We start from the raw sequence: 17,320 nt of genomic DNA, 5'->3' as shown, positions 1-17,320 counted from the left end.
CGATAAGCAGACTTTTTTGCGCAATGCGGCGAACAACCGGAATGGAACCGAATTAACCGATGCTACACGCAGCAACCAAAGTCGGCCTTTTGTCTCTAAGGTTTCCGCAGCTTCAGCCGATCATGCGTTTCAGCTCGGCCCACGCCTCTTCTATGGTCGGCGGCGCTTTCGGCCGTGCATACATCCGTTCGACATAAGCATTCAGCGCTGGCGCGTTGTCGAGGATGCCACCATCCCGCGCCCAGTTCAGAGTGTAGGCAGCGTTGAAGTCAGCGACGGTCAGACGGTCACCGACGACAAACTCGCGGTCTTTCATGTGGTCTTCGAAGACGGCGATCATCGCTTTGCCATCACGCTTTGCGAGCGGCACATCCGCGGGGAGCCGCTCGTCTTCGCGATACAAACGGGTATGAAGGGCAATGCGCCACAGGGGCTGTTCGATCTCGGTCGCGAGGAAAAACATCCAGCGGTAGATCTGACCACGCTCTGACAAGTTGCGTCCCATGAAGCCTTTGTCCGAGTACTTCTCGGCGAGGTAGAGCTGGATGGCACAGGATTCGGCGATGACGTCTTCGCCATCGACCAGAAAGGGCAGCTTTCCCGTCGGGTTCAATGCCAGCATTTCGGGGCTAGCCTGTTCTTTTTCGCCCATGTTGACGGTGACGATCTCGCAATCGATCTCCAATTCGTTAAGCAGCCACATGGCGCGAAGGGCGCGTGTGGGCGGCGTTCCGTAAAGTTTCATCAGTAGCAATCCTCTCACAAGCGTCTTGCGCGGCACCACCACCGCGGACTATCATTGATTAGAATGAACGTTCCATTTAACTCTGTCAATCATGCTTAGGCTCGGTTGAAAAACGAAAGGCAGGCGGCCGGTGTCAAACGGAGCCAACACGAGGATCGAGCGCAGCAGGGCCAAGATCATAGCGGCGGCGGCTGACGTGTTCCTGGATCAGGGGTTTCTTGGCGCGACGATGGATCAAATCGCGGCGCAGGCGAAGGTTTCCGTGCAGACGATCTACAGCCACTTCCAGAGCAAAGAGACGCTATTTCATGAGGTCGTCGGTTCTCTAGCAGGCGGTGCGGCCCGCAATGTCGGGCGCGAGGTCGAACGGTTGCCGGACGGAACTGGTCCAGAAGAGTGGCTGCTTCGTTTTGCCAACGAACAGCTCAAAGCGGTACTAAAGCCTCGACTGATGCAACTGCGGCGCATGGTGATTGGAGAAAGCGGCAGGTTTCCGGAACTTGGTGCGGCCCTCTACCGTGAGGGACCGGGTCGTGCGATAGATCGCCTCTCGCAGGCGCTTGATCATTTCGCGTCCGAAGGCACGCTTTCAGTCACTGACTCGAGGGTAGCCGCGAAACAATTCAACTGGCTTCTCATGGGCGGACCCACGAGCGAAGCAATGCATCTCGGAGATTCCGCCATCCCCGGACCCCGACAGATGAAGAAGCACGCATGTGAAACGGTCGATCTGTTCCTCGTAAAATACGCAGTTACTAAAGATGACCCTGAAAAGCGGCCATTGATGCGCTAAAGACGCGAGTCTGCCTTGTCACCGCTCCGAATCTGTCGAACGAACACTGGAATAGGAAAACGGCAGACTGTGGCTACAATCGATGTTGGGACGGCGCTCACGCGCCGCCCTTTCTGCGGAAATCATAGGCTTTGATGCCGAGTTTCCGCGCCTTGTCGGCGAAATTGTCCTGGATGCCGGTGCCGGGAAATAGGATGACCCCGATCGGCAGGACATCGAGGATCGCATCGTTGCGCTTGAATGGTGCGGCCTTGGCATGTTTCGCCCAATCAGGCTTGAAAGCGACCTGCGCGACCTTGCGGGTTTCGGCCCATTTGGCGGCAATCAATTCGGCACCTTTTGGTGATCCGCCATGCAGCAGAACCATGTCGGTGTGCTTGGCAAACACCTTGTCGAGCGTGTCCCAGATCAGCCGATGATCGTTGAAGTCCATCCCGCCGGTGAACGCGATCTTGGTGCCTGCGGGGAGATGCACTTCAGTATCGGCGCGTTTCTTCGCGGCCAGGAAATCCCGGCTGTCGATCATCGCCGAGGTGAGGTTACGATGATTGACCCGTGATCCGGATCGTGCGGACCAGGGTGAGCCCGTCAGGTGAAGATAATGAGCGGCGGCACTGTCACGGAAGACCTCCATGCAGTCGCGGCGTTCGAGAAGCGATTGCCCGGTGGCGATCAGGTCCTCCAACTGGACTGCTTTAACCTCGGAGCCGTCCTGTTCACGCTGCCCGCGTTTCTGCGCCTGTTCGTTGTCGTCGAGCTTGCGCTCGATCCGGTCGGTGGCGCGGTGGAACATGTTGACCGCCGACCAGAGCAGTTCGTCGAGATCGTGATCGAGGATGGTGTCCGCCATCGTCGCCACGAGGGCATCGAAGATATCGGCAACGGCGCCTTCGATCTTGTGGTCCTCGGGCACGTCGCGCGGATCGGGATCGTTTGCGGAATGGCGGTAGCCGTGCAGTTGCAGTTCGGTGCAGATCGTGTCGGTGGGAGAAGCGCTGTGATGGGGCTCGTCATCGGTGTCGTGGGGATCGGTATACATGGGATGCTCCTTCGTCGGTTTGACCGCGACCGCCTCGGCCTTCATGGCGACGAAAGACGGCAGGCGGGGCGGACCTGCACCCGGAGCGACGGGCATGATCCCCAAAAGTGGCTAGCTGTTTTGGGACGAAATCATGCCGAGAAGGAGTGGAGGGCCGAAGCGCAGCGGAGGATGGCGAAGCCGGTTCTTTTGCTTCGCGATGGAAAGGCGGGCTTGCCCGCCGCCGGAAAAGAACCGGGCGCAGCCATTGCCGGTCCGCACCGTCTGCCGTCCGTTCGCCCTCTGAAGAAGGCCGAGGTCGCGGCTCTTACCGATGATGGTGCGCGCGTCCCGTGACCGGTCCCGACATGAACGTCAGACCCGCTCCGCCTCCCTCCCGGCGACGCCTGACACGTTCATGAAACGCGCGACATCATTCGGTGCGATCTGGATGCGCATGGCGCTGCGCAGGGCATCGATCCCGAGAAGGCGCAGATCCTCGTTGAAGTCCCCGAGCTGCGGCGACAGCGTGATGGCCTCGATATCGGCCTCTTGCGCCCGGTCGATCAGGGTCTCCATTGCGCCATCCCCGGCCGGGTCGTTGTCACGGGCGATATAGAGACGGCGTAGTGTTGCCGGGAACAGGATTGCCGCCAGATGAGCAGCGGAGAGTGCAGCCACCATCGGCATGTGGGGCAGGACGATTCTCAGCGACAGCGTGGTCTCGATGCCTTCGCCCGCCGCCATGACATCATGCGCGGTACCGAACCGAACTGCATGGCCGAGCAGATTGCCCATTGCGCGGCGCGGTGTGTCGATCGGGGCCTTGCCCAAAGTGGCTTCGGTGAATCCTTCGGGATCAAGCCAGGTTCGGTGTGCGCCAGTGATTGTGCCATCGAGATCGGTGACCGCTGCGACCAATGCGGGCCAGACTTCCGTTTCGGCATCGCGGTCAGGACGGTAATAGCAGCGCGGATGGAACCGCAGGCTTCCGGTCTCAGGCAGAGCTGTGATGCCGCGGTTATGAAAATAGGTTTCCGCAAGTGTGCCCACGATCGGCTGCGCCATTGCAAAGAGCCGCCGCGCGGCTTTAGGTGATCCGGTGGGGACTGATGCGGGTCGCGGATTCTGGTCAGTCTGCGGTTCAGATCGGGGCAGACTGAGGAACCGCCGCGCTTCCTCCGCAACATCCTTGAAATCGGAGAGCCCGCAGCTCTCGCGGATGATATCGAGCAGGTCGCCATGTTCGGAGGTGGCCGCATCGGTCCATTTGCCGGCCGCGCCTTTGCCGCTCTCCGATCCTTTGAGACGCACAAACATCGACCGGCCCGACGTGCCGCGCACATCGCCGATCATCCAGTAGTGGCCCTCACGGCGGCCGTTCGGCAGATAATGCCGACACACCGCCTCGGCATTGCGCGCCAGGGCTTCCGTCAGCGTGGCAATGGATTGAGACATCACGTTCCCTCCAAAGAAAAAGGGGCCCACCTTTCGGCGGGCCCAGGTGTGGGAGGGTTTGTTATTCGGCGGCGACCATCTCGTCATCCTGTCCCGCTTCGTCAGTGTCGGCGGGATCATCTTCCTGGTCCATGGCCGTTTCGCCGTCGTTTGCCGCCGATCGTGCGCTCTCGGCAGTCTCGCCGCCCGCAACATCTTCGGATGGCACCTCGACGGTCTCTTTCGGCTTGCGCAGCGGTTCGGGCAGCCAGCTGGTGTCGGCGAGCAGGTCTTCAGCCCGCGCCACCATCGCGTCCTTCTTGAGCGCTTCGAGGTCGGACGCGATCTTGTCGCCCTTCACCTCGGCCACCGCAGCCGCAATGCGCGCCTTGGTGACCCGTCCGAGATAGGCCTCGGCCGTCGGCTTCCAGCCCGCTGCCGCCATGTCGAGACCGACGGTGACCGCCAACCTGTCGGCGTCAGCAATCGCCCGCGGTCTGCGGTTGTAGGCCTCCACCGTCGCGTTCGCCGTCAGGGCCACGCAATGGGCGAACAGCGCCTGACGCGTGTCGCTGTCGAGCACTTCCAGATGGCCCCATAGCTTTTCGGGATCGTTCGGCAGATTGCCCGAGAAGGCCTCATGCCGTTCATTGAGCGCTGTAGCATAGGGCGTTTCTCCCAGACCCGGCGCCTGCGATCCGAAATAGATGCATTTCGCCGAGAGTTCGAGACAGCTGTCCTGCGCGTGGCCGTAGAACTGATCCAACACGAACTTGTGCAGACAGGTGAGGAACGCCGTGTCGAAGGATCCGCCGAGCGCAAGCCTTAGTGCCACGGTGCGATGCGCGGTCAGTTCGGTGACGAGCCGGTCGGGGATCGGTTTTAGGCCTTCATCCTCATCCGGTTCGTTGGCAGGATCGACAGACTGCGATCCGCCAGCCTCGGTTTCACCGTCACCGGTGCTGGACGTCTCCGTCTCATCGGCCTCCGGCGCGACCGGCAACTCATCATCGGGCCGCACGAATCCGCGCGCGACATGCAGGTGACCGCTCGGGCTGATGCTGATGAACGCACCGGCGCGCGAGACCTCATCGGCATCGTAGACCAGCGGACGATCGTCGATGGCGTCGATCGCCGTCTCGATCTCACCCAGGCGTTCGTCGATCTCGTCGGGCAGTTCCGGTGCATCGGCATACTCGGCCTCGAGCTTGTCGAGTTCTTCCTGCAACGCGTCGCGCGCCGCCTGCTGCTCATCGGTGAGCGGCTCCTGTTCGCCGAAAAGACGCCGCAGCCCATAGGTGTGGCCGTAGGGGAAATCGAGACCGACCTCGATCCATTTCCAGCCTTCGGCCCGGATCGCCTCGGCCTCCTCATTCAGCTTCTCGGTCACGAGCATATCGACCAGGCCGATATCCTCGAGCCAGCCGCCATCGTCGCTTTCGAACAGGTCGCGCATCACGGCACCGCCTGCCTCGACATAGGCGTCGATGCCGATGAACTGCGCCCGCTTGTCCGACGCTCGCACCGCGTCTTCGGTCAGCATGCGCCGGATCTGATAGGGCTGCTTGGTATAAGAGTCCTTGATCGCCTCCCACACTTGAACCTGGCGCGCATGGTCAGGATTGACCGTGAACGCCATCAAATGATCGAGGGTCATCTCGTCGGCGGCATAGGCGTCGCGCAGGGTCTCGCTAACGGACGCCAGACGCAACCGCTGCTTGACGACATTCACCGAGATGAAGAACGCGGCGGCGATCTCCTCCTCGCCCATGCCTTTCTCCCGCATCGCCTGGAAGGCGCGGAACTGGTCGAGCGGATGCAGCGGTGCCCGCTGAATGTTCTCGGCGAGACTGTCCTCCTCGGCGAGACCCTCGGTGCGGATCACGCAGGGGATGGGTGCGGTCCGGGTCAGGCGCTTCTGTTTCACCAGCAGTTCGAGCGCGCGGTAGCGCCGCCCACCGGCCGGGATCTCGAACATGCCAGTTTCCGCGCCGTCCGCGTCGAGGACGGGCCGCACGGTCAGGCTCTGCAGGAGCGTGCGCCGGGCGATATCCGCCGCCAGCTCCTCGATCGCGACGCCGGCCTTGATTCGCCGCACGTTCGACTGGGACAGCACCAGCTTGTTGAAGGGAATGTCGCGCGACACGCTAAGCGCGATCTTCGACTTGGGGTTCTTCGTGGTCATCGGTTTTCTCCGCGACGGGCGGCCGGGAGCCTCTCTCTCGACTTCCAACCCGTCACGAAAACCCCCTCACTCCTATCCCTCTCTCCCTACGGAGCCGCCGAGCGCAACCCCGAAGAAAACCCGACCATGGTCAGGAGTTGAGCCGGAGCGATGCGTCCAATTGGCGTATCAAATCTCCTACCCGCCCACCGCCCGAAGGGGCTGGTGGGTAGCGCCGGAGGACGTCGATCACGACCGGTGGCGCAAGGGCGTGTGACTGCGCGATCTGAGCAATTCCTGCATCCGGAGAACTGCCGGTGGAGAGTTCGACCGCTCGTGCGGCGTGACCGGCTGATCCGAGTATATGTTTGACCTGGGTCGCATTGGGGAGCGGATGGAGAAACGCCGCACCTGCCGCGGCGAGGGCGGCGCGCGCAGCCTCACTGGCTGCTGATTGTCCCGCGTCTCGGGCATCGCGCGCGGCCAGCTGGGCTGCCCATGCACAGTCACGTATCGACTTCGACCGCTTGGCGCCATTTGCGAAAGCCTCGGCCGCGTCGATTGCAGCGCGCGGACGCCTGTCGTCGGGGCGGTCACCTTCGAAGATCGCCAGAACGGGCCGCGCGCAGGCTGCCGCGAAGCCGGCCACCGCCCGGAGTTCGGTCATGCTGAGGTCGATCATCTTGGGCCCATCCGTCATGCGGCTGAATTTACAACCATTTGGAGCCGTGTACATTATCCGCGCTCGGTCTGGTCTTCATTCGGGTTCAGTTCACAGGTTCGTACGTCACCAAATCGGAGGGGTGATGTGCAGCCTCGATCACGTTCGGCGGCAAACCGGACCCGCGCACCGAAGCGATCAGTGACTTCGCGATCGGCGGTTCCGAAATGGTGCTGTCTGCCCTCGGCAGGAACCGTTACCGATCAGCGACGATGTCCTGGACCCGGTCCTTGCGGGACCGGGAAACCGGCACGAGGACACCGTCACTCATCTCGATCGACGCCCGACCGCCGCCAGTGGACCAGGCACGTATGTGATCGACATTCACGATGTGGGAGCGATGCACCCGCAGGAAGGGGAGGGAAAGGGTCTGCTCCATGGCATTCATCGTGACCGAAAGCAGGTGCGACGAGGACGCGAGATGGACCTCGACATAGTCGTCGACCGCCTGGAAGCGCAGGATATCGGCGGGGCGGACCGAGACGAGCTTCGACCCGCTGCGCAAAGTCAGACGCTCGGGCCGTTCGGATGCCAGCGCACCGTTCAGACGATCCAAAGCGTCGCGCGCCGTCGATGCCTGAACGATGGCCCTAGCGCGGTCGACGGCAATCCCGAAGCGCTTGGCCTCCACGGGTTTCATGACATAATCGATGGCCGAAAGCTCGAACGCCGCGATTGCGTGCTCGTCATGGGCGGTGACGTAGACAACGACCGGCGGCCGGGCCATGGCGGAGAGCCGGTGGACCAGTTGCAACCCGTCCATACCCGGCATGCGGATATCGAGAAACGCGATGGCGGGCTCGTGCTGCAGGATCAGGTGCAGCGCATCGGTTCCGTTGCCGGCGCTGGCGACGACCTTCAGGCCGGCCGCTTCCGCCAGACGGCAGATTCGGTCGCGGATATGCGGTTCGTCATCGGCGACGAGGCAATGCAGAGAATTGTCGTCGATCCTCATTCCGCCTCCACCGCCGGTATGGCAATTCTGACGGACACGCCGCGGCCCGGGGACGCCGCCACATCGAAGGTGGTCGCGCCCGGAAAATGCGCCTCAATCCGCGTGCGCAGCAGGCTGAGACCGAGGCCGCCACGCAGTATTGCGGCTTCTTCCGCGCCAAGGCCATCATCTGACACGGTCACGACAAGCTGGCCGCCTTGATGCGCTGCGGTCAATGAGATGGTTCCGCCGTCCGGTTTCGGCGCGATGCCGTGCAGGATCGCATTCTCGACCAGCACCTGCAGGCCGAAAGCGGGAAACCCCAGATCGTGCGTATCGGCGTCGATTTTCTCGATGATCTGCAACCGGTCGCCGAGGCGCAATTGTTCGATGGCAAGATAGTCGCGCACCAGAATCAACTCCTCCTGCAATGCGATGAGAGGATCACCGGCCTCCTGTCCGGTCACATCGAGCACCCGGCGCAGCAAGCGGCCGAGTTGCCCGATCGCGGTCTCTGCGGCGTCCGGCTGGTGCCGGATCAGTCCCGCAATCGTCTCAAGGGTATTGTAGAGAAAATGCGGCTCGACGCGGGCGCGGACGGCGGCGAGCTCGGCTCTGACCCGTGCGGCGTCACTTTCCGCCGCATGTTGGCGGGTCCGGACAAGCGTGAAGATGAAAGCGATCGCGGTATAGACGAAGAGGCCCGACAGCAGCGTTCCGGGCGACGCTGCGCGGACGACATGCCCGAAGATGTCGGGTTTGGTGATGAGCGTGATCGCCAGCGTCATCGCGAGCCAGAAGAGGCCGGTTCCGATCGCGAGAAGGCTGTGCGCCAGCCAGATTGGTCTTCTTCCGGTGACCCACGACTGAAGGCGCCAAGCCGAAACGCAGGCGATCGCCCCAGGGATGACATGGGCCGTGGCTGCACCGATGGCGTCGACCCATGGGAAGGACGCCGCCCGAAACCCGAGGACATAGACGAATAGAGCCATGATCGTGAGGGTGATCGCGACGACCCGGCCGTTCTGCCAGAAGCTGCGCTGTCGTGAAGGGAGTCGGTCGGATCCGGTCATGGTCAGGCTCCTATCCGGGCGAGGAGCGCCGTTGCAGGGCCGTGGCATGCAAGCTGTCGGATCTGATCGGCACCGCTGGCGATGAGTTCGTCCACGACCGCGTTGGTCTGGAGGAACTGGCCCGTGCCCTTGAGAATGACCGCGCGTTCCACGATGCGGTCGATCATGTCACTCGTATCGGTCCGCGAACAGAACAATAGCCCCACATAGCCACCCGGCCGGGTGATGCGGAGGAGTTCACGGATCGCGCGGAGCGGGTCGTCGCTCGCCTCGATGACCCAGAGCGCAAGCGTCAGATCGAAGTGCCGATCCGGCAAGGCGAGATTGGTGAGGTCGCCGTAAAGCCGGCGGACGGGAAGGTCGCAGGACGCACGCAGCAGCTTGGGGCTGCAATCCAGCAGGGTCATGTCGAGCTGCGGTTCCGTCTTCAGGAGCCTCCGTGCAAGACGGCCCGTTCCGCATCCGGCGTCGAGAATACGCATGCCCGGTCTCAGCAAAGCGGTGACCGCACCTTCGATGGCGCTTTGCCCCTCGCCGCCGGACAGCCGCAGAAAACGGGCATGGAGGCGGTCATAGAGCGTTGGCGTGAAATGGTCGTACGCGGCCGGGGTTGAAAAGTGCGAATTCATCGGAATGGTCTCTGTTGGATATATGCCTCAAAATACGCAGTCTGCCCGGCCTTTTCGAGACCAGATCGGGCAGTGGCCCCTTGAGGTCGGTGAACTGCACGGTCACGCATTCGCACGGGCGACATCCGCCGCAGCGACCGGGTCTTGCGGTTCGGTTGTTGGCAGAAACCCGAGCAGATAATCCGCCGCCTTGCTGGCTTTGGACGCGGCGCGGACAATGGCGCGATTGTCCTCGCGCAAAACCTCCAGCCAAGAGCCGATATAGTCGGCATGGCGCACGGTCGGGACGATGCCGAGTGAAGCACAGCAGAAGGCGGCATTCATCTCGGCGACGAGTTCCTCGAAGGCGTATGTCTTCGATCCGAACGAACCAGACATGTCGCGGTCGAGCCGCGACGGATGACCTGACGCGTGCCCAAGTTCGTGGAGCGCCGTGCGGTGCCAGTTGATCGGTTCGAAATAGGCTTGCGGTGGCGGCACCTGCACATAGTCATGAACCGGCGCGTAGAAGGCGCGATTGCCGCCGATACGAAAATCGATGCCAGTCGCTTCGATCAGCGCTTCCACCTTCGGCGCGATCAGTCCGGGCGGGGTAGGCGGCGCGGCAACGGCGACCTCTTCGGGCAGGTTTTCGCATTGCGCGGCATTGAAGACGGTGAAGCGCTTCAGGAACGGGATTGCCTGGGGATCGTCGCCTGTCTCGCGGGCGCGTTTCTTCTCATCGTCCGGGATGAACCGGTCGGCGTAAACAACAGTGGTGCCGCGTTCGCCCTTCCGAACGTTGCCGCCGAGCGACAGCGCCTGGCGGAAAGTGAGCCAGCTCTGACCGGGAAAGCCGTGCTCAATCACTGCGCCCCAGAGGATGAGAATGTTGATGCCGGAATAGCCGCGACCGGTCGCAGCGTTGTTCGGCATGGCGAGCGGGGCCTTGGCTGCCGCTGTCCCCCAGGGCTGGACCCAAGGCACACGGCCGGCCTCCAACTCGTCGATGATCTTGGTTGTAATTTCATCATAGATGTTGGTCCGGTCGCGCTTGGCGCCGGCATTGCGCTTATGTCTGGACATCGCGGTTCTCCGCGACGGGCGTCGGAAGCTCTCTCCCGGCTCTCAACCCGTCACGAAAAACCCGTCCGCACTCTTACTCTCAAAAGGGGGCGTTGCGGGGGAATCTCCCGCAGAAGGGGTCCGGCGAGACTACAGGCTCGGTCGCAGGGGAAGGCTTTCCCCTCATGGATTTCGGAAGTTTCAGTTCCGATCATCAGGACGCCCACCTCCAATTATCATGCTTATGCAGAGCCGGTTGTTCGGTCGGTTGACACGGTCACTTTGTCTCTGGCTAATTTTGTCGCCTTACAGGCGACAAAATTCATGATCACCAAAGTGAACATGCACCGAGCTTTGAAATTATGTCATTAAGTCGCGATGCCGATGCAAGAGAAACCAAGCTGAAATGGGTTTCTACCAGCCACATCCTCGGCATAAACATCGAGTAAAGCCGCAATGACCGCTGCAGTTGCAGTCGCTGTTGACGACATGGACGAAGAACGCAGCGGCGATCTGCTCCTCGTCCAAGCCTTCCTCGCGCATCGCTTGGAAATATGGCCGTATGAATTCTCGAAGATAGTTGCGCCCGCGCCTTTTTTCCGCTAACAGTCATATTTGACGGCTAAATAGGAAAAGAGCGTCAGATATGGCAGTTAAGGTAAGCTCACTGAACGCACGGCGGGCGCTTGAGGCTTTGGGCGCGAACATCAAGATGGCGCGCTTGAAGCGGCGCATCTCCGTTCAGGGGTTCGCCGAGCGGGTCGGCGTGTCCGAAAGCACCGTTACGCGCCTGGAGAAAGGCGACGACGGTGTCAGCATTGGCACGCTGGCGATGGCCTGCCTCGTCCTCGGCGAGATCGAGCGCATTTCCAGCTTTCTTGATGCCGGGTCCGACGATACCGGGCTGCTTCTCGATCGGGAGGCGCTCCCCAAGCGGATCGACAAAAAACGAAAACCCGGATCGCCGTCATCCGGCAAAGGCCAATCAGCCCCCTTGTCCGATGCAGATGATGAAGAAGGGGTCGGTTTCTGATGCCGGAAGCGATCGTCGCCCTTGGAGAAGGCAAGCGTGTCGTCGGCCGTCTGCGCTTTGAGAGTGACGGTCGGCGTCAGCATTCGCAGTTTGAGTACGCCGACGAATGGCTGGCCGCATCCGACCATTTTGCGCTGTCGCCCGGATTGCCCCTGCGCGATGGCAGCCACTTCAGCAGCGGCAAGGAGGACAAGCGTTCTGCGCTGTCCGGATGCTTTGCCGACGCCGCGCCTGATGCCTGGGGGCGGGCTTTGATGACCAAGGCGCTTGGCGGCGGCCTCAGCGAGTTTGACTATCTGGTGCTGTCCGATGATCGCACACGGCAGGGCGCGTTACGGTTTCTCGGCGAAGACATGGAGCCGCTGTCCGACTTGACGCCGCCGATCCCGCGTCTGGTCGAACTTGAACGGTTGCGCGGGCTTGCCCAGCGGTTCGAGCGCGATCCCAATGGCGCGGAGCAAGAGGCGCGCGATCTGGCCGGTATTGCTGGCTCGCTCGGCGGCGCGCGACCGAAGGCCAATGTCGAAGGTGATGGGCATCTCTGGATTGCCAAGTTCACGTCGGCGCAAGACACCAAGCCTGTTGAACGCGCCGAGGTTGCCACGTTGAAACTCGCGGCCATGTGCGGATTGCGGGTTGCCGAGGCAAAGTTGGAGTTACGGGACAGTGACAGTCCGATCGCGCTCATCCGGCGATTCGACCGCCGTGGCGACACACGAATTCCCTATATTTCTGCGAGAACTGCGCTGGACTGGCAGGGTGACGAAGGGGGCTACTATACGGATATCGCCGATGTGATCCGGCAGATTTCCAGCAAGCCGATCGATGATCTGCACGAGCTCTGGCGTCGGATCGTCTTCACGATCCTCGTGTCGAACAAGGACGATCATCTGAAGAACCACGGTTTCATCTATGCGGGTGGGGATCGATGGCGGCTGTCACCGGCCTTCGATATCAACCCCTCGCCGTCACGCCATAGGGTCTTGGAGACAGGCATCGTTCAGGGCGGCTCGTTCGACGCCTCGCTCGATATCGCGCTGGGAGCCTGTGAGTTTTTCGATCTGACGCCAGCCGATGCCAAGAAACGCGCATTCCAGATGGCTGAGACGATCGCGAAGAACTGGAAAAAAGCCCTGCGCGACGCAGGTGCGTCACCGGAAGATGTTCGAGTCTACTCTGACGCATTTGTGCACACGGAGGGCGAGAAAGCACTAGAGGGAATAGACTAAAGACATGCATCGTGACTCCAGAAATCACTGGTTGAACAGCAAATGGTATCCAAAGTCGCCAGTTGCGACCAATGACCGAAAGAGATGGAATACTTTGAAGGAATGCAGGGGAAAGATATGATTGACGGAGCCCGGAAGCTTTCGCGTCAAAACATCACGGTACGCGTGCCGTGGCATGACACTGGCTGGACGGGGCACGTTTGCGCGGCACCCTCAGCTAACACATCCTGTTTGGCTCTTGCACGTATTGCGTTGGGCAAGCGTGCCGATCAGGACAAATTTGCGGGGGCAGCCTTCGACATGTTGGCGGCTCCTGATCTTCCCCCGTGTGTAGACGAGCGCGCAGGATTTCTTTCCGGGCAAGACCTTTTTCTCACAAAGGAGCATCCCTACAAGGCGAGCAGTCCAGACACACATGGCCATTTTGGAGAGACTTCGCTGCGCTTTGAAGCCTACTCGGCCGCCTGCATTCCCTTTGGGTGGATGTTACGACGGCAGGTCGAGGGAGATGACAGGCTGGGCATCTCCGGTAAGGCTGACGCGTTCCGGCTCGGCTATGACGTCGCGCGCGAGCCTGACCTTCCCTTTACTACGAGTTGGGTTCAAGACAAAAGCAACCAACTCATTATGCTCGATACGTTTTTCGGCGCTCTCGAACCTGAAGCATCGCTATGCGTGTTTTACGCAAAGCGTACGCCGCTCGCCGAGGATCATCGTCGTGTGATCATCGGAATAGGTCGCGTCAAGGGCGTCGGTCAATCAACGGAGTATTCCTACGACTCGCCGGGTACATTGAAGGGTGTACTATGGGAGCGGAATGTTAGGCATTCGCTTCGCTCGAACGGCAAGTCCGACGGATTCCTCATGCCCTATCATGCGCTGCTGGCGGCTGCGGAAGGAGATCCAAGTCTAGATCTTGCGGCTTGCGTTGCTTTTGCACCTGACGATCAATTCAACGCCTATTCGTTCGGGTCTGAGCACCTCGATGACGATGCAGCCATCGCTTCGCTTTTGGCCTGTGCTGCCGCGCTTCGCGCTGCTGTGGAGCGGGCTGATGTTGAAGTCGAGGCATCGCTGCAATGGATAGATACGGAAATCGCGCGTCTTTGGAAAGCCCGTGGTGTTCATCCCGGCCTGGGAAGTGCTCTTTCCGCTTTCGGTCTCGATCACGGCGCACTTCTTGCTCACGAGATGGTCCGGACCGGAGCAGAGTATGGGAAGGTATTCGATGCATTCCGTTTCATTGATGGGTTTGTCGCCGATCCCCAGCAGTTTTCCCAGGCAGAAAGCCTTGGTTTTGGCGCGAGCTTTCGAGAAAAATGGCAGGGGCTGCCTTCTGAACGACGCCATTTGCTGGAATTGGTTGCACGCTGCAACTTGCAACCGAATCAGGCGCTTAGAATTTATCAGCCAAGCGTCAGGAAGCTGAGTCGTCCTACCACAGATACCGAGATCCTAACCAATCCGTATCTGATTTTTGAGCGTGACGATGAAGCGGCGGATCGCATCGGTTTTGGCGTCATTGATCGTGGCGTCTTTCCCGCAGAGGCAGTACGGCAGACAGCGCCTATTGCCCATCCGACGGAGATGACAGATGCAATCGACAAGCGCAGGGTACGTGCACTCATGATAGACCTCCTCGAAAACGCTGCCGATGAGAACGGCCATACGGTTTTGCCACGAAGTTGGTTAGTTCAGCGCGCCCTCGCGGCTCCTTTGGCGCCGAAATGCATGATCGACGAAGACGTAATCGCCATCAATTCGGCTTGGCTGAAGGAAGCGCTTACGGAGGGAATTGCCGGTGACGGGCCGGCCTATAAGCTTCGACGCTACGCCGTAGCACGCGAAATGATCGGCACAGCAATTAGGAAGCGGGTCAAGGCTAAACGGCATGATCTATCGCATCAATGGCGGAAACTGGTTGATACTGAATTTGGCGCACTACCGCCCAATGCAGATGACCAAAAGGACGAGGAACGTGCACGTTGCGAGAAAGCAGCATCCCTTCAGCAGCTAGCACAGTCCCGCTTCTCGGTGTTGGTTGGTCCTGCCGGGTCTGGAAAGACCACAATTCTGAGACTTCTTTGCGAGTTGCCGCAAGTGAACGAGAGAAAAGTTTTGCTACTCGCACCGACAGGAAAGGCGCGAGTCCGGCTAGAGGAGGCGACAGGTCGACTCGGCCAAGGCAAGACGCTCGCCCAATTCCTCCAAGGGCTTAGTCGCTATGATGGCGCAAGTGGACGTTACTACTGGAATCCAATTGCGCCCCGAGAAAAGGGATTTCGGACGGTCATTGTTGATGAATGTTCAATGCTCACGGAGGATCAGTTGGCAGCGCTCCTCGACGCGATTGAGGGTGTCGAACGCCTCATCCTTGTCGGAGATCCTCGACAGCTTCCGCCGATAGGTGCGGGCCGCCCTTTTGTCGATATTTGCCGCAAACTCGCGCCGCCGGAGCAACCGCCAATTTTCCCTCGTCTTTCTAACGGTTATGCCGAGTTGACCGTTATCGGACGCCAGCGCGGGAGTGGGCGCGGTGATGTCTTGCTTGCACGGCAGTTTAGCGGAGAGGCACTTGATGCCGGGGCGGATCAGGTTTGGGATGCACTGAACGCAGGAACGCTCGACCATGTCAGGTCGGTGAGTTGGAAAGGACCGAGCGCAGTTGGAGAGTCTCTGACCGCTGAGCTTATCCACGGCCTGAAACTGGCCGGGCCGGGTGATGAGATAGGGTTCGAGCAAAGCCTAGGTGGCAGCGCTTATGAGGGTAACGTTTACTTCTGGGCAGCACGTGAAATCGGTGGTGAAGGCGCTGCCTCACGGTCTCATGACTGGCAAGTATTATCCCCTATAAGGGCTGGCCTGGCAGGCGTGGATGCGTTGAATCTGGCTGTTCAACGTCAATTCCGGACCAAGACCAAAACTCGAGCGCAAGCCACAAGGTATGCCAAGATTCCAAAGCCCGCCGGACCACAGGGCCTGCTTTGGGGCGACAAGGTAATAAACGTCCGTAACAACGGTAGAAGGCGAACCTATCCAGAGCAGCAGAATACCTACGTTGCGAATGGCGACATCGGTATCATTGTGGGTGGCTTTAAGACTAAGAAGATGAAGCGCCGACCACGAAATCTTGAAGTCGAGTTTAGCAGTCAGCGCGGCGTGAAGTTTACTTATCCGCATTGGGAATTTAACGGAGACGACGGCTCACCTGAACTGGAACTCGCATATGCGCTTACGGTTCACAAAACGCAGGGTAGCCAGTTTGGACATACATTTCTTGTTGTCCCTAAGCATTGTCGGCCACTGACCCGAGAACTGCTATACACCGCTTTAACTCGTCATCGTGATCAACTCGTAATTCTTCACGAGGATGAGATTGGTAATTTGAGGCATTATGCCGAACCAGCGGCATCTGAGATTGCTCGACGTATGACCGATCTATTTGAGAATCCCGTTCCGATCGAAGTGATGACGGGCACTGGGCCAAGATTTTTGGACCAGCAATTGCTGCACCGAACGAGCCGGAACGAACTCGTCCGCTCGAAGGCCGAACTCGCAATTGCGGAGAAACTTCACGCGATGGGTGTACCTTATGTTTATGAGCAACCCCTGACCTTGGGTGGAAAGATGCGGTGGCCTGATTTTACCATCGAAGATGATGCCAGTGGTATCATTTACTATTGGGAGCACCTCGGAATGCTGTCCGATCCAGCTTATGCGCAACGCTGGACTGCGAAGCGGAGTGCTTACCTCGCTGAAGGTGTGGAACCAATGGATAGCGCCAACGGTGCCGAACGTGTGCTGATTGAAACAACGGAAGCCGAGGGTGCTGGGCTGGACATGCTCGAAATCGAGCGGCTTGCAAAAATTGTGTTGGGATGATGGAAACATTCGGACAGCAATCAGATAATCCGATGCTGTCTTGAGGCGAAATGATGTATCCTCAGATCGCGGCAGCCTCAATCAGCGTGAGCTGTTCTTCCCACCAGTCGATGGCAGCAGCGTAGACATCGCGGCCATCTTCACCGGCGCCATATCCGTCCAACAATGGACGAAACAGGTTCTCCGATAAGTTGAAGTTCGATGCATCTGCGCCATCAACAACCACCAGCGGTATTTCATCGCGTTGATCGACCTGGAATTCATATTCTTTGAGGACAAGGTTGCGAGATTTCTCAATAAACTCGGTGAAGATAACGTGACCCTTGGAGGCATCCTTCCAATGCTTGAATGCGTTGCTGGACGATGCCCTAAGTGTGGGCTCGACCGCATCCACTTTGTCGAGGACATGGCCGACCGCACGTAGCAACGACACGGCGCCAACCCACATAATCCGAAATTGATCAGGGTCTGTCTCGTCCTCCAGCATACGATGCACCAAGCGGCAGTCAGCCAGCACACGCCGAGCCTGTTGTGCACGGATCATTGTACCATTAGCGCTACATCGTGATTTTTTTCAGTCACTTAGCGTCATCTCCAAGGTTGGTTTTTTCTGGTGCA

Annotated in this window: 15 protein-coding genes; 5 read left to right on the top strand and 10 right to left on the bottom strand. The window is 59.8% G+C overall.

Features of this window, described 5'->3' with window-relative positions; genetic code table 11:
- Positions 1-112: 112 nt before the first annotated feature.
- Positions 113-745 (bottom strand): glutathione S-transferase family protein, encoded by a 633-nt coding sequence (locus GA830_RS06335; RefSeq protein WP_258045577.1) that lies wholly within the window; start codon positions 743-745, stop codon positions 113-115.
- A gap of 130 nt (positions 746-875) precedes the next feature.
- On the opposite strand from GA830_RS06335, the gene GA830_RS06330 reads away from it, so the two are divergent.
- Complete coding sequence (locus GA830_RS06330; RefSeq protein WP_195164221.1) at positions 876-1,538, top strand: TetR/AcrR family transcriptional regulator; 663 nt, start codon at positions 876-878, stop codon at positions 1,536-1,538.
- Between the two features lie 97 nt (positions 1,539-1,635).
- On the opposite strand, the gene GA830_RS06325 is transcribed toward GA830_RS06330, so the two are convergent.
- On the bottom strand, positions 1,636-2,622 hold the full coding sequence (locus GA830_RS06325; protein WP_195164810.1) for a DUF2493 domain-containing protein: 987 nt from the start codon (positions 2,620-2,622) through the stop codon (positions 1,636-1,638).
- A 126-nt stretch (positions 2,623-2,748) separates the two neighbouring features.
- Here GA830_RS06325 and GA830_RS06320 point away from each other — a divergent pair, with 126 nt between their 5' ends.
- On the top strand, positions 2,749-2,913 hold the full coding sequence (locus GA830_RS06320) for a hypothetical protein (protein WP_195164220.1): 165 nt from the start codon (positions 2,749-2,751) through the stop codon (positions 2,911-2,913).
- 18 nt (positions 2,914-2,931) lie between these two features.
- Here the strand turns inward: GA830_RS06320 and GA830_RS06315 are convergent, their stop codons facing one another.
- The 7 genes from GA830_RS06315 to GA830_RS06285 all read right to left on the bottom strand — a co-directional run bounded on the left by GA830_RS06315 (position 2,932) and on the right by GA830_RS06285 (position 10,579).
- On the bottom strand, positions 2,932-4,014 hold the full coding sequence (locus GA830_RS06315; RefSeq protein WP_195164219.1) for a DUF7146 domain-containing protein: 1,083 nt from the start codon (positions 4,012-4,014) through the stop codon (positions 2,932-2,934).
- Positions 4,015-4,075: 61 nt separating this feature from the next.
- Entirely contained in the window at positions 4,076-6,178 is a 2,103-nt protein-coding gene (locus GA830_RS06310; RefSeq protein WP_195164218.1) for a ParB/RepB/Spo0J family partition protein, read from the bottom strand.
- Between the two features lie 130 nt (positions 6,179-6,308).
- Complete coding sequence (locus GA830_RS06305) at positions 6,309-6,839, bottom strand: putative immunity protein (protein ID WP_210330849.1); 531 nt, start codon at positions 6,837-6,839, stop codon at positions 6,309-6,311.
- Between the two features lie 235 nt (positions 6,840-7,074).
- On the bottom strand, positions 7,075-7,833 hold the full coding sequence (locus GA830_RS06300; RefSeq protein WP_195164217.1) for a LytR/AlgR family response regulator transcription factor: 759 nt from the start codon (positions 7,831-7,833) through the stop codon (positions 7,075-7,077).
- Positions 7,830-8,885 carry a sensor histidine kinase gene (locus GA830_RS06295; RefSeq protein WP_195164216.1) on the bottom strand — a complete coding sequence of 352 codons (1,056 nt, stop codon included), beginning with the start codon at positions 8,883-8,885 and terminating at the stop codon, positions 7,830-7,832. The genes GA830_RS06300 and GA830_RS06295 overlap by 4 nt, the downstream gene beginning before the upstream one ends.
- A gap of 2 nt (positions 8,886-8,887) precedes the next feature.
- Positions 8,888-9,514: a class I SAM-dependent methyltransferase gene (locus GA830_RS06290; RefSeq protein ID WP_195164215.1), complete on the bottom strand. Its 627-nt coding sequence runs from the start codon at positions 9,512-9,514 to the stop codon at positions 8,888-8,890.
- Positions 9,515-9,616: 102 nt separating this feature from the next.
- Positions 9,617-10,579: an ArdC family protein gene (locus GA830_RS06285; protein ID WP_195164214.1), complete on the bottom strand. Its 963-nt coding sequence runs from the start codon at positions 10,577-10,579 to the stop codon at positions 9,617-9,619.
- Between the two features lie 673 nt (positions 10,580-11,252).
- Here GA830_RS06285 and GA830_RS06280 point away from each other — a divergent pair.
- The 3 genes from GA830_RS06280 to GA830_RS06270 all read left to right on the top strand — a co-directional run bounded on the left by GA830_RS06280 (position 11,253) and on the right by GA830_RS06270 (position 16,702).
- A complete protein-coding gene (locus GA830_RS06280; protein ID WP_195164213.1) occupies positions 11,253-11,591 on the top strand; it encodes a helix-turn-helix transcriptional regulator in 339 nt (112 codons plus the stop codon).
- Positions 11,591-12,820, top strand: a complete 1,230-nt coding sequence (locus tag GA830_RS06275; RefSeq protein WP_195164212.1) for a type II toxin-antitoxin system HipA family toxin — start codon at positions 11,591-11,593, stop codon at positions 12,818-12,820. Before GA830_RS06280 ends, GA830_RS06275 begins: the two co-directional genes overlap by 1 nt.
- Before the next feature lie 84 nt (positions 12,821-12,904).
- On the top strand, positions 12,905-16,702 hold the full coding sequence (locus GA830_RS06270) for an ATP-dependent DNA helicase (RefSeq protein WP_258045576.1): 3,798 nt from the start codon (positions 12,905-12,907) through the stop codon (positions 16,700-16,702).
- A 61-nt stretch (positions 16,703-16,763) separates the two neighbouring features.
- On the opposite strand, the gene GA830_RS06265 is transcribed toward GA830_RS06270, so the two are convergent.
- Positions 16,764-17,246, bottom strand: coding sequence for a hypothetical protein (locus GA830_RS06265; RefSeq protein WP_195164211.1), 483 nt, complete (start codon positions 17,244-17,246; stop codon positions 16,764-16,766).
- Positions 17,247-17,320: the final 74 nt, after the last annotated feature.

It is taken from the genome of Mesorhizobium sp. NBSH29 (assembly GCF_015500055.1).
GTDB lineage: Bacteria > Pseudomonadota > Alphaproteobacteria > Rhizobiales > Rhizobiaceae > Neomesorhizobium.
This window is presented reverse-complemented; position numbering and strand designations above follow the sequence as displayed.

Coding starts and splice junctions, on each gene's coding strand:
- GA830_RS06335 (WP_258045577.1), bottom strand. CDS start 745: ATGAAACTTTACGGAACGCCGCCCACACGCGCCCTTCGCGCCATGTGG.
- GA830_RS06265 (WP_195164211.1), bottom strand. CDS start 17,246: ATGATCCGTGCACAACAGGCTCGGCGTGTGCTGGCTGACTGCCGCTTG.
- GA830_RS06305 (WP_210330849.1), bottom strand. CDS start 6,839: ATGATCGACCTCAGCATGACCGAACTCCGGGCGGTGGCCGGCTTCGCG.
- GA830_RS06285 (WP_195164214.1), bottom strand. CDS start 10,579: ATGTCCAGACATAAGCGCAATGCCGGCGCCAAGCGCGACCGGACCAAC.
- GA830_RS06290 (WP_195164215.1), bottom strand. CDS start 9,514: ATGAATTCGCACTTTTCAACCCCGGCCGCGTACGACCATTTCACGCCA.
- GA830_RS06270 (WP_258045576.1), top strand. CDS start 12,905: ATGGAATACTTTGAAGGAATGCAGGGGAAAGATATGATTGACGGAGCC.
- GA830_RS06310 (WP_195164218.1), bottom strand. CDS start 6,178: ATGACCACGAAGAACCCCAAGTCGAAGATCGCGCTTAGCGTGTCGCGC.
- GA830_RS06295 (WP_195164216.1), bottom strand. CDS start 8,885: ATGACCGGATCCGACCGACTCCCTTCACGACAGCGCAGCTTCTGGCAG.
- GA830_RS06275 (WP_195164212.1), top strand. CDS start 11,591: ATGCCGGAAGCGATCGTCGCCCTTGGAGAAGGCAAGCGTGTCGTCGGC.
- GA830_RS06300 (WP_195164217.1), bottom strand. CDS start 7,833: ATGAGGATCGACGACAATTCTCTGCATTGCCTCGTCGCCGATGACGAA.
- GA830_RS06325 (WP_195164810.1), bottom strand. CDS start 2,622: ATGAAGGCCGAGGCGGTCGCGGTCAAACCGACGAAGGAGCATCCCATG.
- GA830_RS06320 (WP_195164220.1), top strand. CDS start 2,749: ATGGCGAAGCCGGTTCTTTTGCTTCGCGATGGAAAGGCGGGCTTGCCC.
- GA830_RS06315 (WP_195164219.1), bottom strand. CDS start 4,014: ATGTCTCAATCCATTGCCACGCTGACGGAAGCCCTGGCGCGCAATGCC.